Origin of the sequence: Acrocarpospora catenulata (assembly GCF_018476525.1) — a bacterium.
In the GTDB taxonomy this organism is placed as follows: domain Bacteria; phylum Actinomycetota; class Actinomycetes; order Streptosporangiales; family Streptosporangiaceae; genus Acrocarpospora; species Acrocarpospora catenulata.
Map to the genome: position 1 here is coordinate 1 of NZ_JAHCST010000074.1, position 21626 is coordinate 21626.

20 protein-coding genes are annotated in these 21626 nt (G+C 70.1%); 11 read left to right on the forward strand and 9 right to left on the reverse strand.

Going from position 1 to position 21626, the window contains the following annotated elements:
* Positions 1 to 111 precede the first annotated feature (111 nt).
* The 3 genes from KIP79_RS40585 (at position 112) to KIP79_RS49070 (ending at position 3937) form a co-directional block, all read left to right on the forward strand.
* Positions 112 to 1020, forward strand: a complete 909-nt coding sequence (locus KIP79_RS40585; protein WP_214110356.1) for a pseudouridine-5'-phosphate glycosidase — start codon at positions 112 to 114, stop codon at positions 1018 to 1020.
* 2 nt (positions 1021 to 1022) lie between these two features.
* Positions 1023 to 1946, forward strand: a complete 924-nt coding sequence (locus KIP79_RS40590) for a carbohydrate kinase family protein (RefSeq protein ID WP_214110357.1) — start codon at positions 1023 to 1025, stop codon at positions 1944 to 1946.
* A 74-nt stretch (positions 1947 to 2020) separates the two neighbouring features.
* The gene (locus tag KIP79_RS49070; RefSeq protein ID WP_214110358.1) at positions 2021 to 3937 is read left to right on the forward strand and encodes a hypothetical protein; all 1917 of its coding nucleotides are present in this window, start codon (positions 2021 to 2023) and stop codon (positions 3935 to 3937) included.
* An 80-nt stretch (positions 3938 to 4017) separates the two neighbouring features.
* On the opposite strand, the gene KIP79_RS40600 is transcribed toward KIP79_RS49070, so the two are convergent.
* The 3 genes from KIP79_RS40600 to KIP79_RS40610 all read right to left on the reverse strand — a co-directional run bounded on the left by KIP79_RS40600 (position 4018) and on the right by KIP79_RS40610 (position 5849).
* Entirely contained in the window at positions 4018 to 4476 is a 459-nt protein-coding gene (locus KIP79_RS40600; protein ID WP_214110359.1) for a GNAT family N-acetyltransferase, read from the reverse strand.
* Positions 4477 to 4637: 161 nt separating this feature from the next.
* Positions 4638 to 5516 (reverse strand): phosphotransferase family protein, encoded by an 879-nt coding sequence (locus tag KIP79_RS40605; protein WP_214110360.1) that lies wholly within the window; start codon positions 5514 to 5516, stop codon positions 4638 to 4640.
* 108 nt (positions 5517 to 5624) lie between these two features.
* Positions 5625 to 5849, reverse strand: a complete 225-nt coding sequence (locus KIP79_RS40610) for a UCP032817 domain-containing protein (protein ID WP_214110362.1) — start codon at positions 5847 to 5849, stop codon at positions 5625 to 5627.
* Positions 5850 to 6106: 257 nt separating this feature from the next.
* On the opposite strand from KIP79_RS40610, the gene KIP79_RS40615 reads away from it, so the two are divergent.
* Complete coding sequence (locus tag KIP79_RS40615; RefSeq protein ID WP_214110363.1) at positions 6107 to 6772, forward strand: hypothetical protein; 666 nt, start codon at positions 6107 to 6109, stop codon at positions 6770 to 6772.
* A gap of 152 nt (positions 6773 to 6924) precedes the next feature.
* Here the strand turns inward: KIP79_RS40615 and KIP79_RS40620 are convergent, their stop codons facing one another.
* Positions 6925 to 7983, reverse strand: a complete 1059-nt coding sequence (locus KIP79_RS40620) for a hypothetical protein (protein WP_214110364.1) — start codon at positions 7981 to 7983, stop codon at positions 6925 to 6927.
* Positions 7984 to 8193: 210 nt separating this feature from the next.
* On the opposite strand from KIP79_RS40620, the gene KIP79_RS40625 reads away from it, so the two are divergent.
* Positions 8194 to 10422, forward strand: a complete 2229-nt coding sequence (locus KIP79_RS40625) for a thiamine pyrophosphate-dependent enzyme (protein ID WP_214110366.1) — start codon at positions 8194 to 8196, stop codon at positions 10420 to 10422.
* Here the strand turns inward: KIP79_RS40625 and KIP79_RS40630 are convergent.
* Positions 10419 to 10985: a TetR/AcrR family transcriptional regulator gene (locus tag KIP79_RS40630; protein WP_250214664.1), complete on the reverse strand. Its 567-nt coding sequence runs from the start codon at positions 10983 to 10985 to the stop codon at positions 10419 to 10421. The two genes, KIP79_RS40625 and KIP79_RS40630, sit on opposite strands and share 4 nt — an antisense overlap.
* A gap of 55 nt (positions 10986 to 11040) precedes the next feature.
* Between KIP79_RS40630 and KIP79_RS40635 the strand changes: the two genes are divergently transcribed.
* The 5 genes from KIP79_RS40635 (at position 11041) to KIP79_RS40655 (ending at position 17142) form a co-directional block, all read left to right on the forward strand.
* Positions 11041 to 12609 carry a carboxyl transferase domain-containing protein gene (locus KIP79_RS40635; RefSeq protein ID WP_308170163.1) on the forward strand — a complete coding sequence of 523 codons (1569 nt, stop codon included), beginning with the start codon at positions 11041 to 11043 and terminating at the stop codon, positions 12607 to 12609.
* A gap of 5 nt (positions 12610 to 12614) precedes the next feature.
* Positions 12615 to 14585: an ATP-binding protein gene (locus KIP79_RS40640; protein ID WP_250214665.1), complete on the forward strand. Its 1971-nt coding sequence runs from the start codon at positions 12615 to 12617 to the stop codon at positions 14583 to 14585.
* Positions 14585 to 15496 (forward strand): hydroxymethylglutaryl-CoA lyase, encoded by a 912-nt coding sequence (locus tag KIP79_RS40645; protein WP_214110368.1) that lies wholly within the window; start codon positions 14585 to 14587, stop codon positions 15494 to 15496. The genes KIP79_RS40640 and KIP79_RS40645 overlap by 1 nt, the downstream gene beginning before the upstream one ends.
* Positions 15496 to 16644: an acyl-CoA dehydrogenase family protein gene (locus KIP79_RS40650; RefSeq protein WP_214110369.1), complete on the forward strand. Its 1149-nt coding sequence runs from the start codon at positions 15496 to 15498 to the stop codon at positions 16642 to 16644. The genes KIP79_RS40645 and KIP79_RS40650 overlap by 1 nt, the downstream gene beginning before the upstream one ends.
* A 90-nt stretch (positions 16645 to 16734) precedes the next feature.
* The gene (locus KIP79_RS40655) at positions 16735 to 17142 is read left to right on the forward strand and encodes a Rieske (2Fe-2S) protein (RefSeq protein ID WP_308170156.1); all 408 of its coding nucleotides are present in this window, start codon (positions 16735 to 16737) and stop codon (positions 17140 to 17142) included.
* A 41-nt stretch (positions 17143 to 17183) separates the two neighbouring features.
* Here the strand turns inward: KIP79_RS40655 and KIP79_RS40660 are convergent, their stop codons facing one another.
* The 4 genes from KIP79_RS40660 to KIP79_RS40675 all read right to left on the reverse strand — a co-directional run bounded on the left by KIP79_RS40660 (position 17184) and on the right by KIP79_RS40675 (position 20781).
* Entirely contained in the window at positions 17184 to 18041 is an 858-nt protein-coding gene (locus KIP79_RS40660; RefSeq protein WP_214110370.1) for an ABC transporter permease, read from the reverse strand.
* Positions 18038 to 19009, reverse strand: a complete 972-nt coding sequence (locus tag KIP79_RS40665; RefSeq protein ID WP_214110371.1) for an ATP-binding cassette domain-containing protein — start codon at positions 19007 to 19009, stop codon at positions 18038 to 18040. The genes KIP79_RS40660 and KIP79_RS40665 overlap by 4 nt, the downstream gene beginning before the upstream one ends.
* Positions 19006 to 19584, reverse strand: a complete 579-nt coding sequence (locus KIP79_RS40670; protein WP_214110372.1) for a PadR family transcriptional regulator — start codon at positions 19582 to 19584, stop codon at positions 19006 to 19008. The genes KIP79_RS40665 and KIP79_RS40670 overlap by 4 nt, the downstream gene beginning before the upstream one ends.
* 84 nt (positions 19585 to 19668) lie before the next feature.
* The gene (locus KIP79_RS40675; protein WP_308170158.1) at positions 19669 to 20781 is read right to left on the reverse strand and encodes a magnesium and cobalt transport protein CorA; all 1113 of its coding nucleotides are present in this window, start codon (positions 20779 to 20781) and stop codon (positions 19669 to 19671) included.
* A 91-nt stretch (positions 20782 to 20872) separates the two neighbouring features.
* Between KIP79_RS40675 and KIP79_RS40680 the strand changes: the two genes are divergently transcribed.
* A complete protein-coding gene (locus tag KIP79_RS40680; protein WP_214110387.1) occupies positions 20873 to 21598 on the forward strand; it encodes a M50 family metallopeptidase in 726 nt (241 codons plus the stop codon).
* The last annotated feature ends 28 nt before the right edge of the window (positions 21599 to 21626 follow it).

Sequence of the window (21626 nt, forward strand, 5' to 3'; positions counted from 1 at the left end):
GACCCGGAGGGTCACGAGGGTGGGCGGGTGGGAGAAGAACGATAAGCAGGGGGCGAGTGGGAGGTCCACGGCAATCACGGCCGGAAATCCTCGTGACCTAGCCTTGACCTCATGATTGAACGTTCCGATGAAGTGGCGAGTGCGCTGGCCGAAGGGCGTCCCGTGGTGGCGCTGGAGTCGACGATCATTTCGCATGGCCTGCCGCAGCCACGCAACCTCCAGGTGGCGGCCGAGTTGGAGGAGATCGTCCGAGCGGGCGGCGCCGTACCGGCCACCATCGCGGTGCTGGACGGCGTACCCAGGGCAGGGCTAACCAAGGACGAGTTGGAACGTGTAGCCACCGAACCGGGCCTGAGAAAGCTGGGATTCCGGGACCTGGCCCCAGCAGCGGCCCTACGAGTGAGCGGCGCGACCACCGTCTCGGCCACCGCCTTCCTGGCAGCCCGCGCCGGCATCCGAGTCTTCGCCACCGGCGGCCTGGGCGGAGTACACCGAGGCTGGACCGAGGTCCAGGACGAATCCGCCGACCTGGACACCCTGAGCCGCACAAGAATCACCGTGGTCTGCGCCGGCGTGAAGTCCATCCTGGACGTCCCCGCCACACTCCAACGCCTGGAGACCAGGCAGGTGACCGTCGTCGGCTACCGCACCGACTGGTTCCCCGGCTTCTACCTGCACAGCTCCGGCGAGCCCGTGGACTGGCGAATCGAGTCCCCAGCAGAGGCAGCGGCCCTCATGCACGCCCAGGACAACCTCGGCGGCCCGGAAACCGCACTGATCATCGCCAACCCAATTAACGTGAACAACCAACTCGACCCGTCCCTACACGACCGAGTCCTGGCCGAGGCCCTGACAGCGGCCGAAACCGCAGGCGTCACCGGCCAAGCGATCACCCCGTTCCTGCTGGACCACCTCGTACGAGCGACCAAAGGCGCATCCCTAGAGGCCAACCTGTCCGCCGTACAAGGAAATGTCCGACTAGCGACCGAAATTGCAACATCCTGGTCCCGGAAGAGCTGACCATGGGCCTCCTGGTGATCGGCGACCTGGTGACCGACGTGGTAGCCCTGCACAGGGACCCCGTACAACGCGGCACCGACACCACCGCCGACATCGTGGTACGCCCCGGCGGCTCAGGCGCCAACACCGCAGCCTGGGCCGCCCATCTGGGCGCGGACACCCGCCTGCTGGCCCGCGCAGGCTCCGACACCGCCACCTGGCACATCACCGAACTGAAACGAGCAGGCGTCCACCCCCACGTCACGGTCGACCCAACCCTCCCCACCGCCGTGGTCATCGCCCTGGTCGACCCGACCGGAGAGCGTTCCATGGTCACCAACCGCGGCGCCAGCAGAAACCTCGGCCCCGACGACTGGTCCGACGACCTCCTGGACGGCGTACGCCACCTGCACCTTTCCGCCTACACCCTGTTCGCCGACCCCGGCCTCGCCCTCGCCCGCCTGGCGTTCCAGGCAGCAACCGGACGAGGAGTATCAATCAGCATTGATCCGGCATCAACCAGATTCCTGCGAGATTTCGGTGTCGCCCGATTCCTCCGCGAGACCGCTGAGGCGAGTATCGTCATCCCCAACCGGGACGAGGCACTCCTACTGACCGGCGAAACCGAACCGGAGGCCGCGGCCATCGCGCTCAGCGGCCGGTACGGCACGGCCGTCGTGAAACTGGGAGCCTACGGCGCACTACTCGCCGAGCACGGCACAATCGTGTCGCGGGCCACGCACCGGGAGTTGACCATGCTTGACACGACTATCGATTCGACGGGCGCGGGAGACGCGTTCGCGGCGGGATTTCTCGCCGCGAGGCTGGCCGGTTCGCCGGCCCGCGAGTGTGTGGAAGCCGGCTGCCGGGCAGGTGCGGAGGCGGTCGGCGGGGTAGGCGGACGGCCACCGGGCCGTTCCGTACCGACGGAAGCTTTACCCTATTGACACCAATTGATAGCTTGCGGCGTAAGCTGCACCATTAGCAACAAGCGTCACTCTCGGGAGGGTGCGGTCAACCGATGGACGCCGAGTCAACGATCTGCCTGAGCGATCTGGTGCCGGCTTTGCGCTGGTCCCGGCCCCAGCAGGTCGCCGAGGTGCTGGGCGACCCCCGGCTGCCCGGCGGCTGGTGGGGTTCGGTGGCGCTCGGCCGCGCCCTGGGGACGACCGGTCTCGACTGGCTCTGCGACCGGCTGGCCCGTCTGGCGGTGAGCCGGATGGACCACGTCACGCTGACCGACCTGCTCCCGGCCCTCCAGGTGCACTCGGTGGACCCGGCGCTGCCCGGCTGGCCGGAACCGGCCAGGTCGGTCATCACCGGCCTGGGCGGCTGGCACCGCCTCCGCCGCCTCACCCCGGGCGACCTCCAGGGCCCGTCGATCCCGGCCAGCCCGGAAGTCGTCCTCACGATCGTCTTCCGCGAAATATTCAGCCACATCCGGATCGAGGCTCCCCTTCCGGAAGCTGAGGCCGCCGCCGGATCTTCCACCACCACACCGGCGGCCCCGGCGATCCCCCAGCAGCCCGGCTACGCAGCACCCCGCACCGGCCCCGCGCCCGCCCAGCAGGCGCCCCTCACCGGCCCGCTACCTCCCCTGCAGCCCGGCTCCCCCGCCCCGGCAGAGAGCCGCCCCGGCCTCCCCCAGCCCGGCGTCCCCCAGCCCGGCCGCCACACCGGCCCGATGCCCGCCCTGCCCCGCGCCGGCGCGGCCGGCGACCGCGTGGTCTCCCAGCAGCCGGGCGCGCACACCGGCCCGATGCCGGCCGTACCCGCCTCACGCAACGGCCGCGCCGACACCGGCTCGATGCCGAGCGTGACCCCGCCGGTCCCGTCGGGCCCGCCGAGCCTCGACCAGCCGCTCGCCGCGCCCGTGTCGGCCAGCGAGGCCCCCATGGTGGCGCTGCTGGACGGCCTGTTCCGCGAGTGGAACCCGATGGAGCGCGCGGTCGCCGCCGAGCGCCTGTTCGCGGCCGAGCCGGTCAGCCTGCGTACCCTCGCCCACCAGCTGGGCGTGGACCGGGAGGCGCTCTCGACGGCGCAGCGCGCGGCCGAGGAGCGGGTGCTGCTCTGGCTCCGCTCCCCCGACTCGGCGGCCCTGACCGGCCACATGTTCGGCCTCACCGAATGGCTGGGCGCGGCGGCCACCCAGGAGCAGCTGATCGGCGCCGACCCGTCGCACCCGATCGAGGTGCCCTCGCTCCGTACCCAGCTCTGGCGGGTGCTGGTCACCCTGATGCCGGACCGCCGCCTCCAGGACGGCTGGCTGGTCGTGGGCGACCTGGGCAGCCTGCGGGACCGGACCCGGCAGATCCTCGCCAACAAGCCCGCCGACGCCGACGTCATCGAAGTGCTCGGCCAGCTCGGCATCCGCGCGCACTCGGCCAAGGCGTGGCTGGACTCGATGCCCCCGGCCACCACCCTGCCCCGCCCCGCCGCCCCGGCCGCACCGGGCGCCCCCGCCGACCCCAACGGCTCCCCCCTGCCTCGCCGTACGCCCGGGGCCAACGGCCACCAGCAGCGCAACGGCGTGCCGATCCCGTCGATGGCCAACGCCGGCCCCGACCCGGCGACCGCGCTGGCGGCGCTGAACGCGCTGACCGGCACCCCGCGCCCGCACCTGGTGCCCAGCCCGCGTACCACCTCCAGCCCGTCCGCCGACCCGCGCCGCTGGCAGCGGATCGACGTGACCAGCGGCCACCTGCGCGGCGAGCCGGTGGCGGTGCCGGAAGGGTACGCGGCGCAGCTCGGCATGCGCCCAGGCACCCTGCTCTCGGTGACCGGCCCCGGCGACAACGCGGTCGTCCTGGTCTGGCGGGACCGCCAGCCGGTGTTCGACTCCCTCCAGCCCGTCCTGATGCGCCTCAACGCCCGCCCCGGCGACTCGGTGTACGTCACCGTGGACGGCTACCGCCTGGACGCCCAGCTGACGTCCTGACCCGCCCCCAACCGTTCACTCACCCCTCCGGACGAGACCCGTCCGCCGGTCCCTCCTCCGGACGAGGCCCCGTCTGCTGATCACCCCTCCGGACGAGCCGCCGGAGGGGTCAGCATCTTCCGGTAGTACGTCGCCGACACCTCGTACCCCAACGCCCGGTAGAACTCCGACGCGCGCCGGGTCGCCAACGCCACATACCCGGCCTCCCGTTCCCGCGCCCACGCCTCGAACTCCTCCAGCAGCAACCGCCCCAGCCCATGCCGCCGGTACCCACTCTCGATCATGGCCTCCTCCACCCAGGCCACCCGCCCGTTGGCGAACAAGGTCAGATGCGCAAACCCCAGCAAATACCCCCTGACCACCCCATCCACCGTCGCCACCTTCAAAAACGCATCCTCCTCCCCCAACAGCTGCGGAAACGCCGCATCAAACGCCGCCCGCTCCGGCCGAAACGTCACCGCAAACTCCCTGGCCAACGCGAAGATCTCCTCCGCATCACCCACCACGGCCCACCGCAAACAAAGATCATCCGTATCCATAGAAGCACCCTAGGTTTCCGGCATCCCACCCGTCCATCACCACACAACCCACAAACCCCTACGCTTGCCCGTAAACCCCCCCACCCCACAACTCTGCCCAGCTCAAACCCCCTGCGACACCCCCATCACCAGCCTGCCCACACTGACCGAAAAATCCTGTGTCAGCTAATTCGATGCGCCACCCACGCCCGCCCCGCAGCAGCAACCCGGGCACGACGCGCACGCAGATGTTCAGGCCCGCGCACGGCCAGATAAGCCGAGAACAACGTCCGAAGCGCCGCCAGATCCGTCACGACTTCGGCGGGCGCGTCATGCCAGGCAGGAACCCCCGCAGCCAACCGTTCTGCCTGCTCAGGTGTGTGACCGGCCATGATGAACCGGGGCAACAGCAGCACGATGTCCAGCCAGCGCGCGCCCCGGCATGCCAACGACCAGTCGATGACGTGAGCACGCCCCCCAATGACCTGGAAGTTCTCCTCATGCAGATCAGCGTGCAGAAGCGTGTTTCCCGTCAACGCGTCGGCGTCCAGACGCTCAAGCGCGGCGGCGTACCGGTGGGGCGCCGGGAAGTCACCGAGGTTGGCCAGCCGCGCATACCCCCGCATTCCATCGATCTTCTCGATAGCCTCAGGCGCGCCCGGCCAAGGACAGGGCGTCAGCATCTTGCCCAGCTCGGCCACGGTGTCAAGCAGTCCGGGAATGTCTGGTGACCCAGGCGACGGATCCGCTGGACGCCCGTCGAGGCACTCAAAAATCAGCAGAAGCCATCCCGCACACCGCCCGCTCCACAGCAGTCGCGGAGCGGGCACCGAGGCCGGAAGCAGGACATTGACGCGCTGTTCCCGCTCGTAGTGGGCCAAGGAAGGAGAGCGCAGTGGAACCGCCTTCAGAAAGACGACCCCGCTCTCGGTATACAGCCGCGAGGCGACCCCCCTCGTCAGCCGAGCACCGACGGACGTGACCCGGCTCACGGCCCCGAAACCGCGCTGAATCACGGTTCGGGTCTCATCCGGAAGGTCGTCCCATTGCAGCCGCAGCACCGGCGCTCCCCTCCAGAGGCTGCTACCGGGGCGAGTCGTAGCAGCCGGCGTGGCACTGATGGCACTTCTGCTCGTTACACGAGCCCGCCGCGTTCCACAATTCGTCGTCTACCGGCAGCCCAGCCGCCCGCATCGCCGCCAGCGTCCTCGTGATCGCCGGGCGGCCCTCGCGAAGAGCCCGGGCGCGGGGTCGTCATCAGGCTGATGGTGAATGATCCGACCGGCCACAGTCTGGCAGAAGGCGGCGTAGTCGCGGGTGTACATGAGGAAGGTGTGCCAGCCGATGTCCACCCGCTCGGATGGGGCCAGGCCGACGCCGGGTTCTGGGCGCACGCGTACAGGAAGGCGAGCGCCTGAGTCATGATCCGCTCAGCCTCCTCCAACGGGAGCCGGTGGTCGACGGTGATCCGGAGTGTGAGCCGGGCGTACAGCTCAGCGGATACCAGGGTTCGCGGGTCGAGAGCTGGCAGGGGTGAGGAGGAGGCTCATGGCGTGCTCCGTTCGTTCGGCGGATTTCGTTGGTGATGCACCTCAACGACACCTCTGCCGCAACGGGAAGAACAGCGTTCCTACAGCTCAACCAGGACGGCATGGCCTGGGTCGCCGCCGACCGGGCCCTCACCGCCGCCAACAGATCGGGTGACCCCATCACTGTCGGAGCCGCCTCCCGCTCCGTGGCCATCGCCATGCGCAGGCAAGGCCATCACCATGGCGCGGTCGACCTGCTCACCCGCACCGCCCTCGGCCTCGCCGCCGACACCGGCGAACCCGATCCGGACGTGCTCTCGGTGTACGCGGCTCTTCTGTGCACCGCGGCCTACTCCTGCGCCCAGAACGGTCAGCGGGCGCAGGCCCTCGACCTCATTGGCGAAGCCGAACAGGCCGCCGCCCGCCTGCCAGACGCCAACCGCCGGGGCAGGCTCCCCACTCCCGCCAACGTCGCGGTGTACCGCATCGGCATCCACACCACACTGGGCGAACCCGGCATCGCGCTCAACCATGCCCGCACGGTCGACCACCACCTGCTGCCCACTCCCGAGCGGCAGGCCCGCTACCGCATCGACACCGCCCGCGCTTGGGAACAGTTCGGCCGGCCCACTCAGGCCGTACAGACACTACTGGCCGCCGAACGCATCGCGCCGCAGGAGATCTCGCGCCCCTCGGTGGCGACGCTCGTTTCCGGCTTGCTGTACGGCCCCGGCCCCACGCCCACGGAACTCCGTGCTCTCGCCGTCCGGGCTGGCGTGGCGCGCTAACTGCCGCAGTGCCGCACGCTCCGGCGCAGGCGGTCCGGGTAGTCGGTGGTGAGGCCGTCGATCCCGAGGTCGATGTCGAGTCCGCCCGGCCGGATCGGCGGCAAACAAAAACAGCCCGGGGCGTGATGATGCCCCGGGCTGTTCGGTAGGGGTTAGCGCTTGACCTTTACGTAGTCGCGGGCGCTGGAGGACGGGTCGATGTGCCGTTCGCCGGCGAACACCGCCTTCCAGTCACCGGACTTGGTGGCCTTGGTCTTGGTGAAGAACTTCCCGGAGCTGTTGGTCCAGGTGGTCTTCACGTACTTCCAGGAGCCACCCTTGGCGCGGAACCAGATCGTGATCTTCGCGTCGCCGTAGCCGTCCCAGTCCCAGCGCTGCTCGACCTGGAGCGTGCCGCGCAGGGAGAGGTACTTGCCGTACTTCACCGGCTCGGGCGAGGCGTTGAAGCGGATGATCCGGCTGTCCTTGTCGGGGATGACGACGACCGGGTCGGGCTTGGTCACGTCGACCTGGTCGCTGTCGCTGGTGGCCGGGTGCGAGCGCTCGGCCACGCCGTCGAACTCGGCGCGCCACCAGCCCGTACGCCAGGCCTTGATGCCGACGGAGAACTCGCCCCGCCAGTTGGTGTAGTCGTAGCCGACCCGCTTCCAGCTGTGGCTGCCGGCCTGCTTGAAGGCGATCCAGACCTTCTGGTCGCCGTAGCCGCGCCAGCCCTGCGGGCCGTTCACGACGAGTTTGCCGCTCAGGGTGAGCACGTTGCCCGCCTTGATCGGCTCGGGGGAGGCGCCGAAGCGGTTGATGTCGGTCTCCCAGACCTGGACGACCTTGAAGTCGGCCGAGGACTCGGTGGTGCCGTCGCCGTTGCCCGCCTTGATCAGGAGCTTCCAGGTGCCGGGCTGCTCGCCCCGGCCGAACTCCTTGGTGGCGCTCCACTGGGTCTTGTCAGGGGAGCTGAGGGTCAGGCTGGACTTGGCGCCGTTGGGCGCCTGGGTCTCGGCCGTGACCTTGGACGCGTCGCTCACGTCCGTGGTGGTGAACTTGAACGACACGCTGACCTTGGTGGAGCTGGTCACGACCACGGGACTGGGGTTGATCGTGATGCCGCTGATGGTCGGAGCCGCCGTCGCTGTGGCGTGCGCCGCCGGGGCGGCGACCAGGGCCGCCGAGCCTAAGGCGGCCGCGAGAACCACGGCACTGATGCGTTTCAACATGCGGGTCCTTTCCTTACCCGAGGTGCTGAACGCGGCGTTTGAGGGTGCCACGTCTTGTTCCTTACTAATAGACGGATTCGGAGGATGGATGGTTGGAGTGAATGACAAGCTGTCATTAACCCATGTCAAAGACAGCGCTCCGCAACAAGACATCAACAGAGTGAGCAAGCCGGGCGACGGCACCCTGTTCAGGACGACATAATCGGGCATGTGGCGCGGGACACTAGGGAAGACAAGTGGGACACCGTTGAGACGCACTTCGCGGACGCCGTCGGGGCTCTCCAGCCGGGCGCCTTGAGGGACCCCAGCCTCCCGGTGCGGGAGGGCACCACCCTGACCGGGGCGCGCTGCCTGGAGCTCTTCGACATCCAGGTGGGCAGCCGGCTGCTGGACATCGCCGCCCGGATCCTCCGCGAGCGGGGCGAGGGCCACTACACGATCGGCTCCGCCGGGCACGAGGGCAACGCGGCCATCGCGGCGGCGCTGCGGCCCACCGACCCGGTCCTGCCGCACTACCGCTCCGGCGCCTTCTACCTGGCCAGGTCCGCGCAGGCCGGGCGGCTGCCCGAGGAGGGCCTGCGCGACGTGCTGCTCGGCCTGGCCGCCTCCGCCGAGGAGCCGATCGCAGGCGGGCGGCACAAGGTGTTCGGCCACCCGGAGCTGGCGATCATCCCGCAGACCTCCACCATCGCCAGCCACCTCCCTCGCGCGACCGGCGTGGCCTTCGCCATCGAGTGGGCCCGGCAGCTGGGCGTGGCCGGGAAGTGGCCGGAGGACGCCATCGCGATGTGCAGCTTCGGCGACGCGAGCGTCAACCACGCCAGCGCGCTGACCGGCCTCAACACGGCAGCGTACGGCACCTACCGTGACCTGCGGCTGCCGCTGCTTTTCGTCTGCGAGGACAACGGCCTGGGCATCAGCGTGCGCACCCCGGAGGGCTGGGTCGAGGCCGCCCACCACCCGCTGCTGGAGTACTTCACCGCCGACGGCTGCGACCTGGCCGACATACACGACGCCGCACAGCGCGCGGTCACGTTCGTCAGGGAGACCCGCACCCCCGCCTTCCTGCACGTCAGGACGGTACGCCTGATGGGTCACGCCGGTTCGGACGTGGAGATCGCCTACCGCACCCGCCGCGAGATCGGCGCGGACCTGGCCAGGGACCCGCTGATCGGCACCGCCCGGCTGCTGGTCCAGGCCGGCCTGGCCACCCCCAAAGAGCTGATCTCCCGGTACGAGACCGAGCGCGACCACGTGCTCAAACTGGCCCTGGAATGCACCCGCCGCCCCCGCCTGCGCAAGGCCGAGGAGGTGATGGCCCCGCTGGCCCCCCGCCATCCGCACGCCGTGGCGGTGGCCTCGGCCCGGTTCTCCCCCGGCCGGGAGAAGGTCTTCCGTACCCTGCCGGAGCAGGAGGGCAGGCTGACGCTGGCCCAGGCCGTCAACCGCACGCTGGCCGACGCGCTGGCGCTGGACCCCGGCATGCTGGTCTTCGGCGAGGACGTGGCCCGCAAGGGCGGGGTGTACGGGGTGACCCGCGGCCTGCTCCGCCAGTTCGGCACCTCACGGGTCTTCGACACGCTCCTGGACGAACAGGCCATCCTCGGGCTCGCGCTGGGCGCGGGGGTGTCGGGACTGCTGCCGGTGCCGGAGATCCAGTACCTGGCCTACCTGCACAACGCGCTGGACCAGATCCGGGGCGAGGCGTCCACGCTCCAGTTCTTCTCCCAGGGCGCCTACCGGAACCCGCTGGTGGTGCGGGTGCCCGGGTACGCGTACCAGAAGGGCTTCGGGGGGCATTTCCACAACGACAACTCGCTGGCCGCGCTCCGCGACATCCCGGGCATCGTGATCGCCTCCCCGGCCCGGCCGGACGACGCCGCCTCCATGTTGCGCACCTGCCTGGCCGCGGCCCGCAACGACGGCAGCGTGTGCGTGTTCCTGGAGCCGATCGCGCTCTACCACACCAGGGACATGTTCGAGGAGGGCGACGGCGGCTGGATGGCGCCGTACGTGCCGCCGATGCGGTGGGCCGAGACGCACGTGCCGCTCGGCCGGGCCCGCTCGTACGGCGACGGCCGGGACCTGACCATCGTGACCTTCGGCAACGGAGTGCGGATGAGCCTGCGCGCGGCGGTCAGGCTGACCAAGGACGAGCAGAGCTGCCGGGTGCTCGACCTGCGCTGGCTCTCCCCGCTGCCGGTGGAGGACCTGCTCAGGGCGGCCGAGCTGACCGGCAAGGTGCTGATCGCCGACGAGACCCGGCGCACCGGGGGCATCTCGGAGGGGGTCATCGCGGCCCTGATCGACAACGGCTTCACGGGGCCGATCCAGCGGGTGACCTCGCAGGACAGCTTCATCCCGCTGGGCGCGGCGGCCGATCACGTGCTGCTCTCCGAGCACGACATCGAGCAGGCCGCACGGAAGATGCTGAGTTAGTCGGCACTAACTTTCAGGGCGGCTCGGGCCATGCGTTCCAGCAACCCGGCCATCTGTTCCGGGGGGAGCTCGCCGGCCGTGCGCGGGGTGGAGTTGATCAGGCCGAACACCGCGTGCACGGCCGAGCGCAGCCGGGCGGACGGGGCGTCCGGGTGCAGGTCGCTCAGCACGTTCACCCACTCCTCCACGTAGAGGCGCTGCGACCTGCGCACCTGGCGGCGGTCCTGCTCGGGCATGTTGTGCAATTCCCGCTCGTGCAGCCGGATCAGCTCCGGATGCTGGACCGCGAACGCGATGTGCCCGCTGAGCAGGGCGGACAGCGCCTCGGCCGGGGGCAGCGCGGCGGTCGCCGCGCCCTGCTCGCGCAGCCGCGCGCTGATGTCCAGCAGGATCTCGCCGAGCAGCGCCTCCTTGCCGCGGAAGTGCCGGTAGAGGGCGGGCCCGGAGACGCCCACCGCGGCGCCGATGTCCTCGATGGAGACGCCGTGGAAACCGCGTGCCGCGAACAGCCCGGCCGCAGCGTCCAGGATCTCGGCACGGCGATTGCGGGTAGGGGTGGCCATGGACGCCATCGTAGACGTTTAGTATGTTAGCGCCGATTAACTTCGGGAGGTGGCGGTGGACGGATGGCCGGTGCTGGCCAGTGGCTGCGATCCGGGGGCGGAGCCGTACAAGCGGAACGCCGAGGTCAACGCGGGACTGGTGGCCGAGCTGCGGGAGCGGCTGGCGACGGCGGCTCTGGGCGGGCCGGAGCGGTCCAGGGAGCGCCACGTGGCGCGGGGGAAGCTGCTGCCCAGGGACAGGGTGGACACGCTGCTCGACCCCGGGTCGCGGTTCCTTGAGCTGTCGGCGCTGGCCGCCACGGGGCTGTACGGCGACGAGGCCCCGGCCGCCGGGATCATCACCGGTATCGGGCGGGTGTCCGGCCGGGAGGTCGTGGTGGTGGCCAACGACGCCACGGTCAAGGGCGGGACGTACTATCCGGTCACCGTCAAGAAACACCTGCGGGCGCAGGAGGTGGCGCTGCACAACCGGCTGCCCTGCGTCTACCTGGTGGACTCGGGCGGCGCGTTCCTGCCCCGGCAGGACGAGGTCTTCCCGGACCGGGAGCATTTCGGCCGGATCTTCTACAACCAGGCCACCATGTCGGCGCGCGGCATCCCGCAGATCGCCGCCGTGCTCGGCTCCTGCACCGCCGGCGGGGCGTACGTGCCGGCGATGAGCGACGAGGCGGTCATCGTGCGGAACCAGGGCACGATCTTCCTGGGCGGGCCGCCGCTGGTGAAGGCGGCCACCGGGGAGGACGTCACCGCCGAGGAACTGGGCGGCGGCGACGTGCACGCCCGGGTCAGCGGCGTCACCGACCATCTCGCCGAGGACGACGCGCACGCGCTCCGCATCGTCCGCGACATCGTGGCCACGCTCGCGCCACGCCCGCCCGCCCCCTGGACCACCACGCCGTCCGAGCCGCCGCTGTACGACCCGCAGGACCTGTACGGCATCGTGCCGGCCGACACCCGCACGCCGTACGAGGTGCGCGAGGTCATCGCCCGGATCGTCGACGGCAGCCGTTTCCTGGAGTTCAAGGCCGAGTACGGTCCCACGCTGGTGACCGGATTCGCCCGGATCCACGGCCACCCGGTGGGGATCATCGCCAACAGCGGCATCCTGTTCGCCGAGTCGGCGCTGAAGGGCGCGCACTTCATCGAGCTGTGCGACCAGCGCGCCGTGCCGCTGGTGTTCCTGCAGAACATCAGCGGATTCATGGTCGGCAAGGCGTACGAGGCGGGCGGCATCGCCAAACACGGGGCCAAGATGGTCACGGCGGTGTCCTGCGCCCGGGTGCCCAAGTTCACGGTGATCATCGGCGGCTCGTTCGGGGCCGGGAACTACGCGATGGCCGGGCGGGCGTACTCGCCGCGTCTCCTGTGGATGTGGCCGAACGCCCGGATCTCGGTCATGGGCGGCGAACAGGCGGCGAACGTGCTCGCCACCGTCGGCAACGCCGATCCCGCCGCGATCCGGGCGCAGTACGAGGAACAGGGCAACCCCTACTACTCCACGGCCCGGCTCTGGGACGACGGCGTGATCGATCCCGTGGACACCCGGACCGTGCTCGGCCTCGCGCTCGGCGCCGCCGCCAACGCGCCCCTCGACCCCGTCGGCTACGGCGTATTCAGGATGTGATCAGCATGTTCGACACGGTTCTGGTGGCCAACCGGGGGGAGATCGCGCTCCGGGTGATCCGGACGCTGCGCGCCCTCGGCGTACGGTCGGTCGCCGTGTACAGCGCCGCCGACGCCGCCGCGCCGCACGTGGCCGCCGCCGATCTGGCGGTACGGCTGCCGCACGGATACCTCGACACCGAGGCGATCCTGGCGGCGGCCCGGCGTACGGGGGCGCAGGCGGTGCATCCCGGTTACGGGTTCCTGGCGGAGAACGCCTCGTTCGCGCGGGCCTGCGCCGAGGCCGGGCTGGCCTTCGTGGGGCCGCCGCCGGAGGCTGTCGAGGCGATGGGCGACAAGATCCGGGCCAAGGAGACGGTGGCCCGCGCCGGGGTGCCCGTGGTGCCCGGGGCCAGCGGAGACCTGTCCGGGTGGGCGGAGTTCCCCGCGTTGATCAAGCCGTCCGCCGGGGGTGGCGGGAAGGGCATGGTGCTAGTCCGGTCGGCGGCCGAGTTGCCCGAGGCGGTGGAGTCGGCCCGGCGGACGGCGCTGGCGGCTTTCGGGGACGGCACGCTGCTGATCGAGCGGTATGTCGAGAATCCCCGGCACATCGAGATTCAGGTGATGGCCGATACGCTCGGGCAGGTCGTCCACCTCGGGGAACGCGAGTGCAGCCTGCAGCGGCGGCATCAGAAGATCATCGAGGAGGCGCCTTCCCCGTTCCTCGACCCCGCCACCCGAGAGGCCATGGGGTCCGCCGCCGTGGAGGCCGCGCGGTCGGTCGGGTACGTCGGGGCCGGGACGGTCGAGTTCATCGTGCCCGGGGGTGGCGCGCCCGGGGAGTTCTTCTTCATGGAGATGAACACCCGGCTCCAGGTCGAGCATCCGGTGACCGAGATGGTCGCCCGGGTTCGGGGCGTTGCGCCGGATCTGGTGGAGCTCCAGTTGCGGGTGGCGGCGGGTGAGCCGCTCGGGTTCTCCCAAGGCGATGTCGGACTGTTCGGGCATGCCGTGGAGGCCCGGGTCTACGCGGAGGATCCCTCCCGGGGGTTCCTGCCGACGGGCGGGCGGATCCTGACGCTTCGTGAGCCTGCCGCGGCGTCCCAGTCGAGCGCGGTCCGGGTGGACTCCGGCATCGCCGAGGGCATGGTCGTGGGCAGCGACTACGACCCGATGTTGTCCAAGGTGATCGCGTGGTCGGCGGACCGGGGCGGGGCGCTGCGGACGCTGCGGGACGCGCTCGCGGATACCGTCCTCCTGGGAGTCCCCACCAACATCTCCTTCCTCCGGGCCCTGCTCGCCCATCCCGCGGTCGTCGCGGGCGACCTGGACACCGGCCTGGTAGAACGCCACCTGGACGAACTAATACCGAAATTTCCTGATGTATCGGGAGGAGTGCCGGGGGACGTGCTCGCCGTCGTGGCCCTGCACACCCATCCCCGGCGCGAGGCCACCGGCGACCCCTGGGAGATCGCCGACGGATGGCGGCTCGGGAAACGCGCCTGGACCCGGTACCGCCTGGAATCCGGCGGCCGCATCGCCGAGGTCCGGATCCGGTCCGGCCTGGAGGTCACCGAGGTCGAGGTGGACGGGGTCGTGCTCCAGGCCAGGCTCGCCACCGGCGACACGGCCACCGTCGACGGCGTGACCAGGCGTTACGTGGTGGCCAGGGACGGCGCCGCGTTCTGGGTGGCGGCCTGTGGGGAGACCTGGGGCGTGACCCTGCACCGCGTCGGCGATCCCGGCGACCGGTCCGGCGGCAGCCGCAGCGCCGACGGAGTCGTGCGGAGCCCGATGCCCGGAACCGTACTGGTGGTCAAGGTGGGCGCCGGGGAACGGGTGGCGGCCGGGCAGGCGCTGGTCGTGGTCGAGGCGATGAAGATGGAGCACACGGTGACGGCCCCGCTGGCCGGGGTGGTCGCCGCGGTGCCCGTGCGCGCTGGACAGCAGGTCGGGATGGACGCCGTGCTGGCCACCGTGACGCCGGAGGAGGCGTGATGTACCGCATCGACGGCTTGCCGGAACGGGTGAGCATCTACGAGGTCGGCCCCCGGGACGGCCTGCAGAACGAGCCCGCCGTCGTGCCCCTGGAGGTCAAGGCCGAACTGGTGGAACGCCTGGTGGACGCCGGCCTGACCACGATCGAGACGACCAGCTTCGTCCACCCCGACTGGGTGCCCCAGCTGGCCGACGCCTCCGACCTGCTCCGCCGGATCGAGCGGCGGCCGGGCATCAGGTACCCGGTGCTGGTGCCCAACCTGCGCGGTCTGGACCGGGCGCTGGAGCACGGGGTCACCGAGATCGCCGTCTTCGGCAGCGCCACCGAGACCTTCGCCCAGCGCAACCTCAACCGGAGCGTGGACTCCCAGTTCACGATGTTCGCGCCGGTGGTGGCCCGGGCCCTGGAGAACGGGGTGCGGGTCAGGGCGTACGTGTCGATGTGCTTCGGCGACCCGTGGGAGGGGCCCGTGCCGGTGTCCCAGGTGGTCGAGGTCGGCAGGCGCCTGCTGGACCTCGGCTGCTTCGAGCTCTCCCTCGGCGACACCATCGGCGTCGGCACCCCCGGCCACGTCCGCGCGCTGATCGAGGCCTTCCCGTGCGGTCCCTCCCGGCTGGCGGTGCACTTCCACGACACCTACGGCCAGGCGCTGGCCAACACCCTGGAGGCGCTGCGCTGCGGGATCACCGTGGTGGACGCCTCGGCCGGCGGCATCGGCGGCTGCCCCTACGCCAAGAGCGCCACCGGCAACCTCGCCACCGAGGACCTGGTCTGGATGTTGCACGGCCTCGGCATCGAGACCGGCGTAGACCTGGAATCCCTGGTCGCCACCAGCGGCTGGCTGGCCGACCGCCTCGGCCGCCCCAGCCCCTCCCCTGTCGTCCGCGCCCTCCTCGGTAAGGAATCCTGATGCTCAACGACGAGTACAGCGAACTGCGCAAATCCGTCGAGTCCTTCGCCCGCGAGGTGGTCGCCCCGGTCATCGGCGACTACTACGAACGCTGCGAGTTCCCGTACGAGATCGTCCGGAAAATGGGGGCGATGGGCCTGTTCGGGCTGCCGATTCCGGAGGAGTACGGCGGCATGGGCGGCGACTACTTCGCCCTCTGCCTGGCCCTGGAGGAGCTGGCCCGGGTCGACTCCTCGGTGGCGATCACCCTGGAGGCCGGGGTGTCGCTCGGCGCGATGCCGCTCTACCGGTTCGGCAGCGCCGAGCAGCGGGCGCAGTGGCTGCCCCGGCTGGCGGCGGGCGAGGCGCTCGGCGCGTTCGGCCTGACCGAGCCCGGCGGCGGCTCCGACGTGCCCGGCGGCATGCGCACCACCGCCGTGCGGGACGGCGACTCGTGGGTGATCAACGGCTCCAAGGCGTTCATCACCAACTCCGGCACCGACCTGACCGGCTTCGTGGCGGTGGCGGCCATCACCGGCCGCCGCGCCGACGGCCGCCCCGAGATCTCCACCATCATCGTGCCGTCCGGCACCCCCGGCTTCACGGTCGGCAAGAAGTACTCCAAGGTCGGCTGGTCGGCCAGCGACACCAGGGAACTCGCCTTCACCGACTGCCGGGTCCCCGCCGCCAACCTGCTCGGCGAGCTCGGCCGCGGCTACGCCCAGTTCCTGCAGACCCTCGACGAGGGCCGGATCGCCATCGCCGCGCTCTCGGTCGGCCTGGCCCAGGGCTGCGTGGACGAATGCCTCAGGTACGTGCGGGAACGGCACGCCTTCGGCCGGGCCATCGGCTCCTACCAGGCCATCCAGTTCAAGATCGCCGACATGGAGGTGCGCACCCACACCGCCCGCCTGGCCTACTACCACGCCGCCGAGTTGATGCTCGCCGGGCAGCCCTTCAAGAAGGAGGCCGCCATCGCCAAGCTGGTCTCCTCCAACGCCGCCATGGACAACGCCAGGGACGCCACCCAGATCTTCGGCGGCTACGGCTTCATGAACGAGTTCCCCGTCGGGCGCTTCTACCGGGACGCAAAGATCCTGGAAATCGGCGAGGGCACCAGCGAGGTGCAGCGCATGCTCATCGCCCGCCAGCTCGGCCTGCCGGATTAAGAAACCATTAGAAAAAAGATCAAGAGGTCAGCGGCACTCTTTCCAGGTGGTTGGCTGTGAGCAGGTCAACCACTCGAAAGGGCAGCAACTGTGGAGCAGAACGTCACTCGCCGGCACGTACTCGGGGCGGCCGCGCTCGCCGGCGCCGGCGCCGCGATGGCCGCCTGTGCCGCCACCACCGAACCCGCCACCGAGGCCACCGCGGCCCCCGCCCCCGGAGCCGCCCTGACCACTACTGCCGAAGTCCCCGTCGGCGGCGGCGTGATCCTCTCCAACGTGGTGGTGACCCAGCCGGAATCCGGCACCTTCAAGGGCTTCAGCCCCACGTGCACCCATCAGGGCTGCGCCGTCACCACCATCACCAACAAGGAAATCATCTGCCCCTGCCACAACTCCCGCTTCTCCATCACCGACGGCTCGGTCACCTCCGGCCCCGCCACCAGCCCCCTCGCCGAGGTTTCCGTCAAGGTGGACGGCGACAAGATCACCCTTGCCTGACTCAGGTAACAGCCCGGGGCGCACGGTGACGCCCCGGGCCGTCAGTCGGTACGGCGGAACTGCGCGATCGCCACCCAGAGCAAGCCCAGGGCCAGCATGGTCACCAGCCCGAGTTCCAGGCCGACCGGGAGGCGCCAGCCGAACCAGACCACGCCCGGGTTGAGCATCGCGTCAACCTGGGGCGCCACGTCCAGGTGGCTGAAGACGGCGCTGCGCATCGGGTCGACCGCGTACGTGAGCGGGTTGACCGTGGTCAGCACGTGCAACCAGGACGGGAGGTTGGCCAGGGGGAACATCGCGCCGGAGAGGAAGACCATCGGCATGATGGCCATCTGCATGACGCCGAAGAAGGACTGCATGGACTTCATCCGGGCGGCCAGCAGGGTGCCGAAGGCGGTGATGGTGAAGGCCGCCAGGAACATCTCCCCGAGGAGCGTCAGGAGCAGCCCAGGGGCGTACGGGATGCCCACCAGGCCCGCCAGGGCCAGGATGATCACGCCCTGGGCGGTGGCCACCACCGCGCCGCCGAGCACCTTGCCGAGCACGATGGCGCCCCGGCTGACGGGGGCGACGAGCATCTCGCGGAGGAAGCCGAACTCGCGGTCCCAGACGATGGAGGCCGCCGAGAACATACCGGTCATGATCACGGTCATCGAGATCATGCCGGGGAAGATGAACGTGCGGTAGTCCAGGCCGGGGATCGCCCCCTGCACCAGCGAGCCGAGCCCCGTCCCCATCACGAACAGCCAGAGCACCGGCTGCACCAGCGAGGAGAGCAGGCGGGCCCGGTCGTTGAAGAACCGGAGCAGCTCGCGGTGGAGCACGATACGAATGACGCGCAGGTCGTGCGCGGCGCCGCCCTTGGGCAGGGTGACGCTTACCACCTCGGTCGCGGTCATCGGCGCACCATCGCTCTCATCCACTGGTTGGCGCCGCCTTCGGACTCGGCGTCCCGGATGGTGGTGCCGGTGTACTCCATGAACACGTCGTCCAGCGAGGGACGGGAGACGCTGACCGACCGGATGGGCACCCCGAGTTCGGCGAACAGGCGCGGCACGAACTCCTCGCCGCCGGCCACGCCGAAGGTGACCTGGCCCTCCCGGATCGCGGCCTCAAGACCGAAACGCTCCCGCAGCGCCTCGATGGCGCCCTGGTCGTCGGCCGTCTGGAGCTGCACCCGGTCGCGGCCCACGCTGGCCTTGAGCGCCTCCGGGGAGTCGATCACCACCAGCTCGCCGTGGTCGATGATGGCGATGCGGTCGCAGTACTCGGCCTCGTCCATGTAGTGCGTCGTCATGAAGATGGTGATGTCCTCGGTGCGGCGCAGCTTGTTGATGTATCCCCAGATGGCCGCCCGGGTCTGCGGGTCCAGGCCGACGGTGGGCTCGTCCAGGAACAGCACCCGGGGCGAGTGCAGCAGGCCGCGGGCGATCTCCAGTCGGCGCTTCATGCCCCCGGAGAAGGTGAGCACCTTGCTGTCCTTGCGGTCCCAGAGGGCGACCATCTCCAGGACCTGGCGGAGACGGGCGTCCACCAGGTTGCGGGGCACGCCGTACAGTTCGGCGTGGAAGCGGAGGTTCTGTTCGGCGGTCAGGTAGCCGTCCAGCGTCGGGTCCTGGAACACCAGGCCGATGTTGCGCCGCACCTCGTCCCGGTTGGCGACCACGTCGTACCCGGCCACGGTGGCGGTGCCGCCGGTCGGGGTGGTCAGGGTGCAGAGCATGCTGATCGTGGTGGTCTTCCCGGCGCCGTTGGGCCCCAGGAAGCCGAACACCTCGCCGGGCGCGACCTCGAAGTCGACCCCTTTGACGGCCTCGACCTTCCCGTACGCCTTCCGGAGCCCACGTACCTCGACGGCGGAGGTCACCGTTCCTCCTCGGGCTCGTCGTCCTCGTCCTGCGCGAGGATCTTGAAGATCTCGCGGCGGGTGTTCTTCAGCAGCTTCTTGGTGGCGGCCACCTGCTGGTCGGAGGCCACCCGGGTCAGGTGCAGGAACGCCTCGCCGAGCTGGCCCCAGATCAGGCGCAGCTCGTGCCGGTCCTCGGGGAGGCTGCGGGCCACCTCGTCCCAGGGGTCGGCGCCGACCCGCTCCTCGGTGTACCGCCGCCCGTCCTCGGTGAGCCGGTAGGTACGGCTTCCGCCGGTCTCCTCCGCACGGACCAGGCCCTCGTCCTCCAGTTGCTGGAGCGCCGGGTAGACCGACCCCGGGCTGGGACGCCAGATTCCGGAGCTCCGGCGGGCGATCTCCTCGATCATCTGGTAGCCGTTCCGCGGCTCCTCGGCCAGCAGGCGCAGCAGCGCCAGCCGTACGTCGCCGCGCCGGACCCGTGGGGGCGGATGGGGGCCGCCGAGCGGGGGAAGCGGCGGCATCGGAGGCAGGGGCGGTATGGGCGGCATCGGGGCGTAGGGGTCGCCGCGCACCCACATCAGGTTGTCTTCCATGTCCTCACCTTCAACTATCGAGATACATGAACGATATATCTAGATAGTTGACCTGACAATGGGATTTGCTGGGGATGCGGTTGACTACAGCCAGTCGCGGCGTTTGAACACGATGTACAGGGTGGCGCAGACCACGCCCATCAGGACGATCGCCAATGGATAGCCCAGAACCCAGTGGAGTTCGGGCATGTGGTCGAAGTTCATGCCGTAGATGGTGCCGACCAGGGTGGGGGCGAACAGGATGGCGGCCCAGGCGGAGATCTTCTTGACCTCGTCGCCCTGGGCGATGCTCGCCTCGGTGAGCTTGGTCATCTCCTCGTTCTGGGCCTGGCTGACCAGGGTGGAGTTGACGATCAGGATGTCCTGGAGCATCTGCCGGAACCCGGCCACCCGCTCGGTCACGGTGATGGCGTGGTCGGCCACGTCCCGCAGGTAACGCTGGAGTTCCTCGTCGGCGCCGTATTTGGGAGAGTTCGCGTCGAAGCCCTCCAGCATGGCGATGAGCGGGGTGGTCGCCCGCTGGAACTCGATGACCTCGCGGGAGAGGCTGTAGATGCGCCGGGGGGCGGCCGGGTCGCCGCCGAAGACCTGGACCTCGATCTCGTCGATGTCGTTCTGCAGGCCGGCCACCACGGGGGCGTAGCCGTCGACCACGGCGTCCAGGATGGCGTACAGCACCGCCTGCGGGCCCTGCCTGAGCAGTTCGGGGTCGGCCTCCATGCGGCGGCGCACCTTGGCCAGGTCGGGGGCCTCGCTGTGCCGCACCGTGATGACGAAGTCGGGGCCGACGAACACGTGCAACTCGCCGAAGGCGACCTTCTCCGGCTGGTCCAGGTACTGGGCGGCGCGGAGCACCACGAAGAGGGTGCCGCCGTACCGGTCGGCCTTCGGGCGCTGGTGGGCGACAATGGCGTCCTCGATGGCCAGCTCGTGCAGGCCGAACTCGTCGGCGACCTTGATCAGCTCGTCCTCCTGCGGCCGGTAGAGGCCGATCCAGGCCATGGCGCCGGGGCGGGAGCGGAGCGCGGCGATGGCGTCGCCGAGCGAGGCCGGGGTGTCGACACGCAGGCCGTCCTGGTAGATGGCATTGTCGATCACGCTCGGCCGGGGGGCCTCCTCGACGGAACCGCGCGGGTCCATCGAGTGTTCGGGGGCGAGTTCTCGCTTCATCCAGGAACCCAGACGCAGTCTTGCCACATGATGACGTTATCCCGCAAAACACGACGTATACCTGGGTGTTCGCGGTACGAGACAATGATCGTCGGTTAAGTTTTGGGAGGTGACCCCCCTGCGAGCGTTCTGGAACCACCTGACCGCGACCCAGCCCGCGCCGCCGCTCTGGCTGGTCGGCGTGGCGGCCCTGCTGGCGCTGGTGCTGGTCGGGTACCGGCCCGCCTGGCACCTGTCACGCGGAGTGATCACGATCGCCCACGAAGGCGGGCACGCGCTGGCGGCGGTGCTTTCCCGGCGGAAACTACGCGGCATCCGGCTCCACTCGGACACCTCCGGCGTGACCCTGACCAGAGGAAATCCGACCGGCCCCGGAATGATCATCACCGCGGCGGCCGGGTACGTGGCGCCGTCGCTGGTGGGAGTGGGCGCGGCGTGGCTGACCTCGGCCGGGTACGTGCGGGTGCTGCTGTGGGGCGTGCTGGTCCTGCTCGCCTGCATGCTGCTGCTGATCAGGAACATGTTCGGCGTGGTCTCGCTGCTCGCGGTGGGCGGGGCGGTGTTCGCGGTCTCCTGGTTCGCCCAGGACGACGTTCAGGGTTTCGTCGCGTACGGGGCCGCCTGGTTTCTGATGCTCGGCGGAGTCCGGCCGATCCTGGAGTTGCAGGGGAAGCGGCGGCGCGGGCGGGCGCCGGATTCCGACGCCGACCAGCTGGCGCGGCTGACCCGGATCCCCGGAGCGTTCTGGGTGATGCTCTTCCTGCTGGTCGCGGTGGCCGCCCTCGGATTAGGGGGTTACCTGCTGGTTCAGTCGGAGCTCGGGACATTGTTGGAGCCCAGGTAGCGGCCGGAGGCCGAGACTGTCGGAGGCA